This window comes from Xanthomonas sp. NCPPB 1826 (assembly GCF_056725285.1).
The window spans coordinates 4,419,421-4,432,890 of record NZ_CM161521.1 but is presented as its reverse complement, the minus strand read 5'-3'; the positions used below and the strand labels follow the sequence as shown (position 1 = coordinate 4,432,890).

11 protein-coding genes, 1 tRNA gene and 1 pseudogene are annotated in these 13,470 nt (G+C 65.4%); 8 read left to right on the top strand and 5 right to left on the bottom strand.

Translation table 11 applies throughout. The annotated features are described in order from the left end of the window. Window positions 1–84 precede the first annotated feature (84 nt). Complete coding sequence (locus tag AC1PLA_RS18600) at window positions 85–1,362, top strand: O-antigen ligase family protein (RefSeq protein ID WP_481105106.1); 1,278 nt, start codon at window positions 85–87, stop codon at window positions 1,360–1,362. A gap of 122 nt (window positions 1,363–1,484) precedes the next feature. Here AC1PLA_RS18600 and AC1PLA_RS18595 read toward each other — a convergent pair whose 3' ends face one another. Further along, the gene (locus tag AC1PLA_RS18595; protein ID WP_481105105.1) at window positions 1,485–2,309 is read right to left on the bottom strand and encodes a glycosyltransferase family 2 protein; all 825 of its coding nucleotides are present in this window, start codon (window positions 2,307–2,309) and stop codon (window positions 1,485–1,487) included. Here AC1PLA_RS18595 and AC1PLA_RS18590 point away from each other — a divergent pair, their 5' ends adjacent. Further along, on the top strand, window positions 2,310–3,368 hold the full coding sequence (locus AC1PLA_RS18590) for a CDP-glycerol glycerophosphotransferase family protein (protein WP_481105104.1): 1,059 nt from the start codon (window positions 2,310–2,312) through the stop codon (window positions 3,366–3,368). Between the two features lie 114 nt (window positions 3,369–3,482). Here the strand turns inward: AC1PLA_RS18590 and AC1PLA_RS18585 are convergent, their stop codons facing one another. From AC1PLA_RS18585 to ribA, 3 genes are all read right to left on the bottom strand, one after another. Next, window positions 3,483–4,988 carry a PH domain-containing protein gene (locus AC1PLA_RS18585; protein ID WP_481105103.1) on the bottom strand — a complete coding sequence of 502 codons (1,506 nt, stop codon included), beginning with the start codon at window positions 4,986–4,988 and terminating at the stop codon, window positions 3,483–3,485. Then, on the bottom strand, window positions 4,985–5,461 hold the full coding sequence (locus AC1PLA_RS18580) for a PH domain-containing protein (RefSeq protein ID WP_039529659.1): 477 nt from the start codon (window positions 5,459–5,461) through the stop codon (window positions 4,985–4,987). The genes AC1PLA_RS18585 and AC1PLA_RS18580 overlap by 4 nt, the downstream gene beginning before the upstream one ends. 139 nt (window positions 5,462–5,600) lie before the next feature. Next, window positions 5,601–6,734 (bottom strand): GTP cyclohydrolase II RibA, encoded by a 1,134-nt coding sequence (ribA, locus tag AC1PLA_RS18575; RefSeq protein ID WP_481105102.1) that lies wholly within the window; start codon window positions 6,732–6,734, stop codon window positions 5,601–5,603. Window positions 6,735–6,978: 244 nt separating this feature from the next. Here ribA and AC1PLA_RS18570 point away from each other — a divergent pair, with 244 nt between their 5' ends. Next, complete coding sequence (locus AC1PLA_RS18570; RefSeq protein WP_016902496.1) at window positions 6,979–7,500, top strand: GNAT family N-acetyltransferase; 522 nt, start codon at window positions 6,979–6,981, stop codon at window positions 7,498–7,500. A gap of 54 nt (window positions 7,501–7,554) precedes the next feature. Here AC1PLA_RS18570 and AC1PLA_RS18565 read toward each other — a convergent pair whose 3' ends face one another. Next, window positions 7,555–8,571 (bottom strand): lauroyl acyltransferase, encoded by a 1,017-nt coding sequence (locus AC1PLA_RS18565; RefSeq protein ID WP_481105101.1) that lies wholly within the window; start codon window positions 8,569–8,571, stop codon window positions 7,555–7,557. Here AC1PLA_RS18565 and dtd point away from each other — a divergent pair. From dtd to AC1PLA_RS18540, 5 genes and pseudogenes are all read left to right on the top strand, one after another. Beyond that, entirely contained in the window at window positions 8,570–9,010 is a 441-nt protein-coding gene (gene dtd / locus AC1PLA_RS18560; protein WP_046344664.1) for a D-aminoacyl-tRNA deacylase, read from the top strand. The genes AC1PLA_RS18565 and dtd overlap by 2 nt on opposite strands. A gap of 107 nt (window positions 9,011–9,117) precedes the next feature. Further along, window positions 9,118–10,992 carry an RNA polymerase sigma factor RpoD gene (gene rpoD / locus AC1PLA_RS18555; RefSeq protein ID WP_016902493.1) on the top strand — a complete coding sequence of 625 codons (1,875 nt, stop codon included), beginning with the start codon at window positions 9,118–9,120 and terminating at the stop codon, window positions 10,990–10,992. A gap of 187 nt (window positions 10,993–11,179) precedes the next feature. Next, window positions 11,180–11,493, top strand: a pseudogene (locus AC1PLA_RS18550) (hypothetical protein). 291 nt (window positions 11,494–11,784) lie between these two features. Beyond that, window positions 11,785–11,860 (top strand) — tRNA-Ile (locus tag AC1PLA_RS18545). A gap of 85 nt (window positions 11,861–11,945) precedes the next feature. After that, window positions 11,946–13,037, top strand: a complete 1,092-nt coding sequence (locus AC1PLA_RS18540; RefSeq protein ID WP_481105100.1) for a site-specific integrase — start codon at window positions 11,946–11,948, stop codon at window positions 13,035–13,037. The last annotated feature ends 433 nt before the right edge of the window (window positions 13,038–13,470 follow it).

The window sequence follows — 13,470 nt, the reverse complement described above, 5'->3', positions numbered from 1 at the left end:
TGGATTCATGCGGGGCATCGTTAGCTTGGCCGGCGTCGCTGACGCGTGTCGCCCGATGTCACCCCATTTGCCACCGATGTCTGAATGAATTCCTTGCCCACCCAGCCCGCTGCGCTTTCTTCGTCGGCCCCCATCGCGTCACCGGCAGGTGTGGGCATTGCCGAACTGGGCGTGTTCGCGTTGACCGCGTTGGTGGTCAGCATGCCGAGCGGGTTGCTGCCCTTCGGGCTGTGCCTGTTGCTTGGCTCGCTGGTGGGGTGGCGCAGCCTGCGCGCAGGCGTTGCCATGTGCCCTTGGTCGCTGCGCGCGCTGGGGTGGTTGGCCGCGGCGGTGATCGCGATGTCGCTGTTGTCGATCGTGCTGTTCGAACACGGGCTGCGCGATGTCGACAACCGTTCGCGCTTTCTGGTGCTGCCGTGGGCGGCCCTGTGGGCGTACGCACTGCAGCCGCGCCAGGTCTGGCTATGGCGTGGCGCGCTGGCCGGCGTGTTCGCGGCAATGTTGATCGCCATCCTGCAGGTGATGAACGGTGCCGACCGCGCGGAAGGCTGGACCAATGCGATTGTATTTGCCGATATCGCGCTGATGCTGCTGGTGGTGGCGGTGTTCTGCCGCCCGCCTGGCAAGGTGCGCTGGCTGGTGGGCGCGGCCATCGCCACGGTGGTGGTGATCGTGCTCAGCGGTAGCCGCGGGGTGTGGTTGTCGTTGCTGGTGACCTTGGGCGTGCTGATCTGGGGTGCACCCTGGCAGAGCGCACGCATGCGCTTGCTGACTTTCGTCGGCAGTGCGGTGCTGGCGGTGGGCGTGGTGCTCAGCGTGCCGGCGTTGACCCAGCAGATGCGCCTGGGCGAATTGCAGAGCGACCTGCAGCGCTATGAGGTCGGCGACAGCGACTCGTCCGCCGGTGCCCGGATCGAGCGCCTGCATGTGGCCTGGGACACCTTGCGCGCGCATCCGCTCACCGGCATCGGCGTCGGGCGCTTTGACGATGCGATGCGCGAGCTGCCGGTATGCGCCGGCGACACCTGGCTGCTGCGCTGTCATCTAGGCCATGCGCACAACGATCTGGCCGAGTGGGGCGCCACCCAGGGCGTGCCGGGCCTGTTGCTGCTGTTTGCGGTCTACGGGGTGCCGTTGTGGATCTTCGTGCGGCTGCACCGCCGCAGCGGCCAGCGCCAGTTCCGCGGACCGGCCGCGGCCGGGGTGATGATCGTGGTGAGCTATGCGCTGTGCGGGCTGACCCAGTCGATGTTTGCGCACCAGGTGTCGGCCAGCTTCTACACGGCGATGGTCGGTGTGCTGGTCGGGCTGGCAGCGCGTCAGGCGCAGGAGTCATCGGCTCGAGCGGCTGACAAGGTCTAGCGAGCGGGCTTGCGGTGGCGATGGGTTATTCGCTCGTCACCGGAATTGACGTGGTGGACTGCCGGCTTCGAGCGCGTCTTGCGCCGACGTAGCGGCGAGCGCAGTCGTGTTGCTGACCGCTCTCAGTCGCCGCGCCGCTCGTCCGCACGCGGCGGGTCCTGCACTGGCTGGTTGTGCTGCAGCAGCCACAGCATGATGGTCTTCTGGCGCACGTAGTTGGCGCGCACGTAGGCATAGATCAACCCGTGCCAGCCATCGCGAAACCCGCCGCGCAGCAGGTAGCCGCGCCAGAAGCGCCAGGCCGGCGCCAGCACCAGCTTGCTCCAGGTCGCGCGTTTGCCGCGCGCATATTCGTGCTCGGCCATCATCTGCGCGTAGCGCTGGGTCTTGGCCAGTTGCTGCGCCAGTGAGCGGTACGGGTAGTGGATCAGATCGCCCGCCAGGGTCACCACTGCACCGTCGACACTGGCCGCCTCGTGGATCTCGCGCTTGCCGCGCCAGCCGCCGCGGCGTCGATCGAACAAGCGCAGCACCCGATCCGGATAGGCATTGCCATGGCGCAGGAACCGGCCGAAATAATCCGACAGCCGTGCGAAGCGATAGCCGGCCGCATTGGCAAACCCGCCATCGCGCGCGGCAATGATCGACGCCCGCAAGGCATCGCTGACGCGTTCGTCGGCATCCAGGCACAGCACCCAGTCGTGGCTGGCCTGCGCAACGCAGAACGCCTTCTGGCTGCGGTAGCCATCGAAGGCGCGCTGCAGGACGCGTGCGCCGTGTGCGGTGGCCAGCGTCACGGTGGCGTCGGTGGAGCCGGAGTCCACCACCACGATCTCGTCGCAGAACGCCAGCGAGCGCAGGCAGTCACGTAGGCGATCGGCCTCGTTGAACGCGATAATGCAGGCGCTGATGCGCGGCCGTTCGTCGGGTGCGGTCGAAGAGGACATGTGATGGCTCAATACCTGCTGTTCGCAACGGAACGTTACGCGTTGCCTATTCTGGCGCCATTGGCGCAGGCATTACAGGCCCGCGGGCACGCCGTGTCGGCGTGGTTCGAGGGCGGTGCACGTGGGCTGGTGTTGCCGGAGGTGCGCGAGGTCGGCCTGCGCGAGGCGCTGGCGTTGCGCCCGCGTGCGGTGTTCAGCGCGGCCAACTGGGTGCCACCGTTCATTGCAGGCGCCAAGGTGCAGCTGTTCCATGGCTTCAATGTGCAGAAACGCGAAGACAACCGCGGGCATTTCCGCGTGCGCGGGCTGTTCGATCTGTATTGCACGCAAGGCCCGGCCACCACGGCGCCGTTTCGCGCACTCGCCGAGCGCGAAGGGCATTTCGCCGTGGTCGAAACCGGCTGGCCCAAGCTCGACCCGGTGTTCCGCGACGATGGCGGCCGCAGCGCTGCACTGCGCGCGCCCGCCAACGGGCGGCCGGTGATCCTGTTCGGCTCCACGTTTACCGAGCGCTTGAGCGCTGCGCCCGCGCTCTACGACGAGATCGCCGCCGATATCGCACGCGGAGCGCATTACTGGCTGCTGACGCTGCATCCGAAGTGCGCGCCGGAGCTGTTCGATCGCTATCGCGCGCTGGCCGGGCCGCATGCCCGCTTCGTCGAACCCGAAGAAGTGATGGCTGCGCAGCGTGCGGCCGATGTGCTGGTGTCGGATACCTCGTCGATCGTGTCCGAGTTCGTGGTGCAGCACAAACCGGTGGTGACCTTCCGCAACCGCGTGCCGCAGCCGCATATGCTGGACTTTCAGCAGCCCGGGCAATTGCCGCAGCAGCTGGCGCGCGCGCTGGCGCCGGATGCGTCGCTGCGTAATGCGCTCGCCAATTATGCCGACGCGATCCACCCGTACCGCGACGGGCGGTCGTCGGAGCGGGTGATGGCAGCGACCGAGGACTTCATCGCCGGCAAGCTCGGCACGCTGCGGCGCAAGCCGCTGGGCGCAGTGTGGCGAGGCCTGCAGATCCGCCGCGAACTCGGATACTGGGGCCCGGCACAACGCTGATCACTGCGAGTTGCGCATCGACGAGATACCGCTGCCAATCAGCACTTCACCCAATCCCGAATCCCGATTCCCCAATCCCGATTCCCAATCCCGATTCCCAATCCCGATTCCCAATCACCAACGCAGCTTGCGCCGCGCCAACGCGGCACTCAGCTGCGCCTGCAGTGCCTGCGCCTGCGCCAACGGCACGAAGCGCAGCCGCAACCCCGGGCCGGCCGCGCTGGCGCCGGCAGTGTCCAGCCACAGCGTTGCGGTGCCGGACAGACGGTCCAGCGGCGAGCGTTGCAGTTGCAGCGCCTGCAGCTTGTCCAGCTCGGCCAGCCGCCACCAGCGTTTCCACCAGCCACCGCGCACGGCGACAAACCGCGCATCCACCGCGTAGCCCATGCGGTGCACCTGGCGATGCGCCTTGAACGCACTCCACGGCAACCACATCAGCAACCACGCCGCCTGGTTGCCGAACTGCCAGGCCAGGCCGATCACCAGCGGCAGCAGCAACAGCAGCGTGGGCAGACTCAAGCGCCACCAGCAATGGGTGGCGATCGCCTGCCACTGTGCCGGCGGCCAGGCAATCCCCGGCAGCAGGCGCTGCAACAAGGCATCGCAGCGCTGCGGGTCGGCAATCGGCGCCAGCTCCTTCAATGCGCTGCCTTCGCGGTCGGCGCTGCCGGCTACTGCAGTCTCCACCCGCAACTGGCGACGGCCGAACAGGCGATGCAGGCGGCCTTCGTACAGCGTCCACGACTGGATGCGCCGCAGCGCCACGCTGCTGCGGATGCGCGTCAGCAGGCCGCGCTCCACGGTGAGGCGGCGCTCGGATTGGCTGAGATGAAAGCCGTGGTACTGCGCCACCGCCAGCGCCACCGATAGCGCGCGCATTGCGACCAATACGGCCAGGGCGCCGAGCACCACCAACGCGGCGGTCACTGCCGCCCCCGGATGGATCTGGCTGACGTAGCGGTAGGCCAGCTCGCCATTGTGTTCGACGAAGTTGGACACCGTGCGGCGCGGAATCATCTGGTAGATCACGCCGAAGCTGGCAGCCACCACCACCATGCCGCGATTGGAGATCAGCCCCAGCCGGATCACTTCGCCCAGCGGCAAACGCAGTAGCGTGTTGCTGTCGGCCTCGATCTGCGGCGTGCTGGCATCGGCGTCATGCGTGCGGCGACGGATCAGGTCTTCCAGCGCCAGTGCCTGGTCCAGCCGCAGCACGCGCATTTCCGCTTCGGGCTTGTGGCCGCCGGCCGATTCCAGGCGCACCTCGGCCACGCCGGCCAGCCGGTGCAGCAACGATTGATGCACCACCACGTTGTGGATGCGCGCGAACGGGATATCGCGCCGGCTGCGTTCCAGCAGCCCGCTGCGGATCGCCACCCCATCAGTGCCGATGCGGTAGCGATAGGTGAAATAGCGCAGCACCGAGATTGCCACCAGCACTGCCATCACCACGCCGGTGGCGATGTGGTCGGCCGAGTCGCGGCTGCCATCGCGGCTGCCGAACAGCACCAAGGCCGCCAGCGGAATCAGGAACTGGCGGATCTGCTGCAACAACACGAACACCCACGACAGCGGATGCAGGCGCTGCTCGTCCTGGCCGCGGTGTTCGATGGCGCTCACAGCGCGTCGTCGTCGTGATCGAGCTGGCGGGCGAGGCGGTCGCGCAGGCGTTCGGCATCGCCCTGATCCAGGCCGGACAAGGCCACCGCGTTGAGCCGGCTGCCGGCGGTATGCACCACCAGCGTGGTCAGCCGGGTGGCGCGTTCGATCGGGCCGCGGCGCAGGTCCACGTGCTGCACGCGCGAAATTGGGATGCGCGTGTCGCTCTGCCACAGATGGCCGCGTTGCAGCGCCAAGCCGTGCTGGTCGAGTTTCCAGTGGGTGAGCCGATGCCGTTTGACCGCGAACCACGCACCCAGCAGCGCGGCCACCACGGTCACGCCCAGCACCACCGGCCAGTCATGCCAGGCGTGCAGCACGGTGACGGTCACGCCGGCCGCGATCAGCCCGGCACATCCGCCGCCCAGCGCGCCGTTGACGCCGGCCACATACGCACCGCGTTGCGGTAGCGGTTGCCACTGGGTGTGGTCCACTGCCGGAACCTGTGCCGGCGCGGCAGCGACGATGACCTCGGGGTGCGGCGGTGGAGCGTCGTGCACAAGGCTGGCCTGCAGGAGCGGTGCGCAAGCATAGCCGGGCGCCGCGGGCGGGCGCATCCGGCGCAGGCGGTGCTTACTGCGCGGCCAGGATCAGCGCATCCACATCCAGCGCATGCCCGGCACGCGCGGCCTTGGTGCGCAGGTACTGCTCGTTCTCCGGAGTGATGTCGCCGGTCACCGGGATGCGGTCTTCGACCGCGATGCCGGCCGCACGCAGGCGCTCGGCCTTGGCGGGATTGTTGGTCAGCAGCCGGATCCGGCCGATGCCCAGGCCGCGCAGCATCGCCACCGCACTGCCGTAGCGGCGCTCGTCCGGGCCAAAGCCCAGCTGCGCATCGGCATCGATGGTGTCCAGGCCGGCATGCTGGTAACCGTACGCGCGCATCTTGGCGGCGATGCCGGTGCCGCGGCCTTCCTGGTCCAGATACAGCAGCACGCCGCCGCCGAGTTCCTTCAGCTTGGCCAGGCCATGCCGCAGCTGGTCGCCGCAATCGCATTTGAGCGAACCGAACAGATCGCCGGTCAGGCAGGAGGAATGCACGCGCACCGGCACTGCGGCCGACAGGTCGGGCTGGCCGACCACGATCGCCACCTGGTCGCGCTGCGCCACCCCGCCGCGAAACACCACGAACTCGCTCATCCCCAGCCCGCGCAACGGCACCGGCGTGCGGGTGACCAACTCGTAGCCGGCCGCGGCGGATTTGGCGCAGCCGCTGCCCAGATCGTCCAGTGCCAGCGACTGGCAACCGGCAAAGGCGGCGTGGTCATCCGCGTCGTGCAGCTCCACGGCCAGCATCGCCGGTAGCAGCAGGCCCAGCCGCGCAATTTCCACCGCGCCGGCATCCAGCGCATCGCCCGGGGTCCACTGCGTCGTTACCGGGGTGTCGCGCAGGTAGGCCAGGGCAGCGAGCTGGTCGTAGTCGTGTTCGACCAGCGCCACGCGTGCGCCCTGCGGCGCGCTCAGGCCCAGCACCTGGGCACGGGTCGGGGTGACGAACAGATAGTGCCGCCCCTGCGCCGCACGCGCGAAGGCCGCGTACGACTGCGCGGTGCTGCTGTCCAGCGCCAGCACCGCGCGCGCCTGCCCGTTGGCCGCCGTCAGCAGCACCGGGCGGCCGGCGCGCAGTTCGGAGGCGGCGCGCTCGCAACGGATCGCCGCCGGATCACCGAAGGCCTGTGCGCTGGGGGAGGGGACGGGGCTGCTCATGCACGACTCCAGATGGGGATTGCCACGGCCGCTTCAAGGCGGACGCCGCCGCGGCCGTTGCCTGCCGCGTGCGGCCATTGTCGCGTGGTTCGCAAGCGCCAGTCGCCACGGCCGGGTGGAACGCTGCATCCAGCGGCCGCCGTTTGAGTTGCGCGGCAGGCGTGGATTGGTTGCATGCCGGCTGCGTTGTTCATCGCCCGGCAATGCCTTTTAATCGCAAGACCCTCTGCCCGCACCGGACCCCATGTCTCTCATCGACTGCAGCGAAGACCGCCACGCCAGCGCCATCCTGGAGATCTTCAACGACGCCATCGCCAACTCGACCGCGTTGTACGACTACAAGCCGCGGCCACCGGAGAGCATGGTCGGCTGGTTTGCGACCAAGCGCGCGGGCGGCTTTCCGGTGATCGGGGTGGAAGCTGCCGATGGCAGCCTGATGGGGTTCGCCAGCTATGGCACCTTCCGCGCCTGGCCGGCGTTCAAGTACAGCGTGGAGCATTCGATCTACGTGCACCGCGACCATCGCGGCAAGGGGCTCGGACGCCTGCTGTTGCAGGGCGTGATCGCGGCGGCGGAACAACGCGGCGTGCATGTGCTGGTCGGCGGCATCGATGCCAGCAATCAGGCCAGCATTGCCCTGCACGAACAGTTCGGCTTCACCCATGCCGGCACCGTGCGCGAGGCCGGTTTCAAGTTCGGCCGTTGGCTGGACCTGGCGTTCTATCAGCGCATCCTCGCCACGCCGGCCGATCCGCACGACGATTGAGCCGCCGGCAACGCCGCGCTATGCGCAGGCGGATCCGTCTTCAGGCAGCCGGCGTCAGTGCGGATGCCGCTCGGTCGCATACGGATTGGGCTCGCCGCTGCCCGGCGGGCGCAGCGTGTAGCGCTTGTAGGTCCACTGGTATTGCGCCGGGTCGCGCCGGGCGATCTGCTCGATGCCCGCGTTGAGCGCGCTGGCGGCGCGCACCGGGTCGGCGTCGGCCACTGCCGGGTCGGCCGGCTGCACATGCAGCGCGAATTGCAGGTCGCCACCGGCCCGTTCGCACCAGCCATACAGCACGATCGCGCCGGTGCGCTCGGCCAGTCGGTTGACCAGGGTCATGGTCAGGGCGGGGGTGCCGAAGAACGGCGCAAACACGCCATCGCCCATTTTCGGCTGCTGGTCGGGCAGGATGCCGACCGCGCCACCGTCCTTGAGCACCTTGAACAACTGCCGCACCGCCGGGCCTTCGGCACGCACCTGGCGCACGTTGTCGCCGCCGCGTGCCAGTTGCAGGAAACCGTCCACCGCGTCCGATTCCGGCGGGCGATACACGATGGCGATCGGCCCGCGTTCGGACAGCCACTGGTTGAGCAGCTCCCAGTTGCCGAAGTGCGGCGCGGCCACGATGACGCCACGCCCGGAAGCCAGCGCCGCGTCGTAGAGCGCCTGGCCATTGCGTTGCAGCCGCGCCAGGTTCTCGGCCGGCGGGCGGGTCCAGGTGCGTAGCACTTCCAGCGTCTGCCGCGCGGTCGACCGCAGCACCTGCGCATGCAGCTTTGCGCGCTGGCCTGCATCCAGTTCCGGGTACGCCAGTTCCAGGTTGCGGCGTGCCACGCGCGCCTCGCGCGCATTGAGCTTGCGCCAGCTCCAGGCCAGCGCGTCGGCCACACGTTTGAGCAGCGGCCACGGCAGGCGGCCCACGGTGGCGGCGGTGGCGTAAAGCAGGCGAGCGCGAACATCGGGTTTCATCCGCGCAATTCTAAACAGCGCGGCCGGCGATGACCCGCGCGTGACAGTGCCAACCGTGCTGGGCATGCTGCGCGGCACAGTTTGCTGCCGGAGAGTGCCCATGCTTGCGCTGATCCAACGTGTCACCCGCGCCGCAGTCACGGTCGATGCGCAGACCGTCGGGCAGATCGGTCCCGGGCTGCTGGCCCTGGTCGGGGTCGAGCCCGGCGACAGCGACGCGCAGATCCGGCGCCTGGCCGAACGCCTGCTCGGCTACCGCGTGTTCGCCGACGACGCCGGCAAGATGAACCGCTCACTCACCGACACCGGCGGCGGCCTGCTGCTGGTCAGCCAATTCACCCTGGCCGCAGACACCAGTTCCGGCAATCGCCCCGGCTTCAGCACGGCGGCGCCACCGTTGGAGGCTGAACGGGCGTTCAATCAATTGGTGGCGATCTGCCGGCAAAAACATCGCGGCGGGGTGGAAACCGGGCGCTTTGGTGCCCATATGGTTGTCGACCTGGTCAACGATGGCCCGGTGACCTTCCTTCTCAGACCCTAGAAACCCACGTCCACCAGCGGTCCTGTCTTGAATCCGGCAGACCGGGCTTCACGCTGGTATAATGCTAGGTTCTCTTTCCAATCTCAAAGCCGGTGGCGCGAGCACTCATGGCCAACGAACGTCCTGCCCAGCAATCCGACATCAAGCTACTGATCAGCAAGGGCCTGGAACAGGGCTATCTGACCTACGCCGAAGTCAATGACCACCTGCCCGACGACCTGGTCGACCCGGAGCAGATCGAAGACATCATCAGCATGATCAACGGCATGGGCATCGATGTCCATGAAGTTGCGCCCGATGCTGAAACCCTGTTGCTCAACGATGGCAACACCGGCAACCGCGAGGTTGACGACACCGCAGCCGAAGAAGCTGCCGCCGCGCTGACCGCGCTCGACACCGAAGGTGGCCGCACCACCGACCCAGTGCGCATGTACATGCGCGAAATGGGCACGGTCGAGCTGCTGACCCGCGAAGGCGAAATCGCCATCGCCAAGCGTATTGAAGAAGGCCTGAGCCAGGTCCAGGCAGCGCTGGGTGTGTTCCCGCTGTCGACCGAAATGCTGCTGGCCGATTACGAAGCGCACAAGGAAGGCAAGAAGCGTCTGGCCGAGATCGTGGTCGGTTTCAATGACCTGATCGAAGAAGCCGACGCCGCCGCTGCTGCGCTGGCTGCCGCCGGCCCGGTTGCCGTCGACGAAGACGCGGTCGATGAAGACGACGACGAAGACGGCGATGACGACGCTGCCGAGGAAGAGGCCGGCCCGACCGGTCCGGACCCGGTGGAAGTGGCCACGCGTATGGAGAACCTGGCCAACGAATACGCCAAGTTCAAGAAGATCTATGCCAAGAACGGCGCCGAGCACAAGCTGGTGGTCAAGGCGCGCGAGGACATGGCTGCCATCTTCACCACGCTCAAGCTGCCGCTGCCGCTGACCGATGCGCTGGTCACCCAGCTGCGTGGCGTGGTCAACGGCATCAAGGATCACGAGCGTAAGGTGCTGCACCTGGCCACCACCGTGGCACGCATGCCGCGCAAGGATTTCATCCGCTCCTGGGAAGGCAACCAGACCAACCTGGAATGGGTGGAAGACGCACTCAAGCGCAAGCAGAAGTGGTCGTCGGCGCTGCGCGACGTCAAGGACCAGATCGTCTCCGAGCAGCAGGGCTCGATCGAGATGGAGAAGGCCAACTACCTGACCCTGGGCGAGATCAAGGAGATCAGCCGCGCGATGGCCTATGGCGAAGCCAAGGCACGCAAGGCCAAGAAGGAAATGGTCGAGGCCAACCTGCGCCTGGTCATCTCCATCGCCAAGAAGTACACCAACCGCGGCCTGCAGTTCCTCGACCTGATCCAGGAAGGCAACATCGGCCTGATGAAGGCCGTGGACAAGTTCGAATACCGCCGCGGTTACAAGTTCTCGACGTATGCAACGTGGTGGATCCGCCAGGCCATCACCCGTTCGATCGCCGATCAGGCGCGCACCATCCGTATTCCGGTGCACATGATCGAAACGATCAACAAGTTGAACCGCATTTCCCGCCAGATGCTCCAGCAGTTCGGCCGCGAGGCCACGCCGGAGGAGCTGGCCAAGGAAATGGACATGCCCGAGGACAAGATCCGCAAGGTGATGAAGATCGCCAAGGAGCCGATCTCGATGGAAACCCCGATCGGCGACGACGAGGATTCGCATCTGGGCGACTTCATCGAGGACACCAACGTGGAGTCCCCGATCGACAACACCACCAACATCAATCTTTCCGAGACGGTGCGGGACGTGTTGGCAGGGCTGACCCCGCGCGAGGCCAAGGTGCTGCGGATGCGCTTCGGTATCGACATGAATACCGATCACACGCTGGAAGAAGTGGGCAAGCAGTTCGACGTCACCCGCGAGCGGATTCGTCAGATAGAGGCCAAGGCGTTGCGCAAACTGCGTCACCCGAGCCGTTCGGAACAGCTGCGCTCGTTCCTGGACATCGACTGATCCGGTAGCCGTATCGGTGCAGTGATCACACAACAGCCCCGCACATGCGGGGCTGTTGCGTTGTGGGGCATGTCGCGAGCTATGCTTGCCCGGGTGGACGTCGCCGAAGCACGGACGCGCCGGGGGATGGCGCAGGCGACATTCACGCCCCGGCGACGAAGCCAGACAGCGGCGCAACATGAAGCCGGTGTTTCTGCCTGACTCACGTGACGTTCTAGCCGTGGCTTCTAAGTTGATGGACGAATGGAACGAGGCCGTCGTATGAGCAGGCAAAGCCGCTTTGAAACCACCACATACCGCGAGCACGAGATTCGCGTACGCACCGAGCAGGCGTCCCCGGGCGCCAGGTGGACACTGTGGGTCGACGTGTATGCACTGGGCGGCAAACGCCAGCCACGCATCGGTGGCCGGGAACAAGGATGGGAGACCTACCAGGAAGCCATCGCGCAGGGATTCCGCGCAGGCCGGCAATTGGTCGATGCGCAGCTTGAGGTGGCTTAGTAGCCGGGATTGGGGAGTGGGGATTCGGGATTGCTGAGGCGCTGATTGCTGGGGTGCTTGTGGCACCGGATCACCTACCGCGAATGGTGCGCAAGGCGCGGTCATCGCATACAAATTTAGAAGCCCGGCTCGCGCCGGGCTTTTTTGTGTGGGCATGTGCGGCCACGTGTGGGTGCGGGCGCTTCTCCTCATCAGTGCCTGATGTCAGCAGACAGCGACGTGCGCGGGCAGGTAAACTTTCGCCTCAGCTGGACGGTCCGACATGCCCCGCATCTCGCCACCCACCCTGCCGGGCCTATAGCTCAACGGTTAGAGCAGAGGACTCATAATCCTTTGGTTCCAGGTTCGAATCCTGGTGGGCCCACCAGTAAAATCAATGATTTGCTGACGCGTCTCACCTTAAGAGAGAGGCCAAAGGTACATTTTCGGTACAGTCCGGGAAGTAGAGACCTATGGCAACACTCGTAAAAACCCCCGCAGGTTCTTGGAAGGCCGTCATCCGTAAGACTGGATGGCCTCCTGCGATCAAGACATTCCGCACCAAGCGTGATGCCGAGGACTGGGCTAGGCGCACCGAGGATGAGATGGTGCGCGGTGTGTACATCCGCCGCGCCGGCTCCGAGCGCACTACCGTTGAAGCTGCGATGCGGCGATACCTGGCCGAAGTCACGCCAGGCAAGCGGCCTGTCACGCAGATCAGTGAAGTGCGCCGTGCCGAAGTTCTGATCAACCATCTTGGCCGTTATTCATTGGCGGCGGTGACCGCAGAGATCGTTGCTCGCTTCCGCGACGAGCGCTTGGCCGGAGACCTGGATGCGCAGGGTCAACGCCGGCCGCGCAGTAACAACACAGTGCGCTTGGAACTCGCGTTGCTTGGGCACATGTTTACGGTGGCATTGAAGGAGTGGGGCCTAGGGCTCATCCACAGCCCGGTGCTAGGCATTCGGCGCCCGCCACCTGGCCCTGGGCGAGATCGCCGCTTGATTCCGCACGAGGAGCAGCGCCTGCTTCGCGCAGTAGATGGCCACTCAAATCCGATGCTCGGTTGGATCGTACGCTTGGCCTTGGAAACGGGAATGCGCGCTTCCGAACTGGTGGGCTTGCGCCGCAGCCAGGTTGACTTGGTGCGCCGCGTGGCCCGTCTTCAGCAGACAAAGAACGGCAGCTCTCGGACTGTCCCGTTGACCCAGGAGGCTGTACAAGTCTTGCGAGTTGCCTTGGCTAACCCTGTACGTCCTATCGACACCGATCTGCTGTTCTATGGCGAGCCTGGGCGAGACGGTAAACGTCGCTCTTACCAATTCAATCCAGCTTGGATGAAGCTCAAGCGCGACGCCGGAATGGCGGACCTACATTTTCATGATCTACGGCATGAGGCAATCAGTCGACTTGTTGAAGCAGGCCTTTCAGACCAGGAAGTTGCTGCGATCAGTGGTCACAAATCCATGCAAATGTTGCGGCGATACACCCACCTACGGGCTGAGGATCTTGTATCAAAGTTGGACCGACTCGGAAGAGGGGTTGCCCAACTGATAAGTGGATAGGGAGATATCGTCTACCGCTTGATAACTTTGCTCAAGATGCGCTGTGTTCTCCCAAATACACCTTGTGGGAGCACGACCAAAGTATGTCAATTTGGCTTTCGTTAAGGGTGTGCGCAGGCAGAAGTAAGATTTGTTGTATTTCTGTTTTCCCTTGTTATCAGGCTTATTTTTAGCCGAAATTAGGTTTTCAGCGGATCAGGCGGTACCTGCAAAAAAAGCCAATATATAGCACCTTGGTATTCTAGAAATTTCAGTGAATGTTTGACCAAGGGATTTGAATTCATGAGGATGAGCATCTACAGAAATCAACCGTAGGTACATGCACTCCTATGACAACTGAAGAATATTTGCTGCAGAAGTATGGGCCGCTTATGAAGCTGGTTGACGTTGCCGCTCTTTTAGGACGTTCTCCCGATGGAATGCGTGTAGCGCT

What these genes read in the sequence shown, in the direction of transcription:
- AC1PLA_RS18570 (WP_016902496.1), top strand. Translation starts at nt 6,979, where the DNA reads ATGTCTCTCATCGACTGCAGCGAAGACCGCCACGCCAGCGCCATCCTG.
- dtd (WP_046344664.1), top strand. Translation starts at nt 8,570, where the DNA reads ATGCTTGCGCTGATCCAACGTGTCACCCGCGCCGCAGTCACGGTCGAT.
- rpoD (WP_016902493.1), top strand. Translation starts at nt 9,118, where the DNA reads ATGGCCAACGAACGTCCTGCCCAGCAATCCGACATCAAGCTACTGATC.
- AC1PLA_RS18565 (WP_481105101.1), bottom strand. Translation starts at nt 8,571, where the DNA reads ATGGGCACTCTCCGGCAGCAAACTGTGCCGCGCAGCATGCCCAGCACG.
- ribA (WP_481105102.1), bottom strand. Translation starts at nt 6,734, where the DNA reads ATGAGCAGCCCCGTCCCCTCCCCCAGCGCACAGGCCTTCGGTGATCCG.
- AC1PLA_RS18540 (WP_481105100.1), top strand. Translation starts at nt 11,946, where the DNA reads ATGGCAACACTCGTAAAAACCCCCGCAGGTTCTTGGAAGGCCGTCATC.
- AC1PLA_RS18600 (WP_481105106.1), top strand. Translation starts at nt 85, where the DNA reads ATGAATTCCTTGCCCACCCAGCCCGCTGCGCTTTCTTCGTCGGCCCCC.
- AC1PLA_RS18595 (WP_481105105.1), bottom strand. Translation starts at nt 2,309, where the DNA reads ATGTCCTCTTCGACCGCACCCGACGAACGGCCGCGCATCAGCGCCTGC.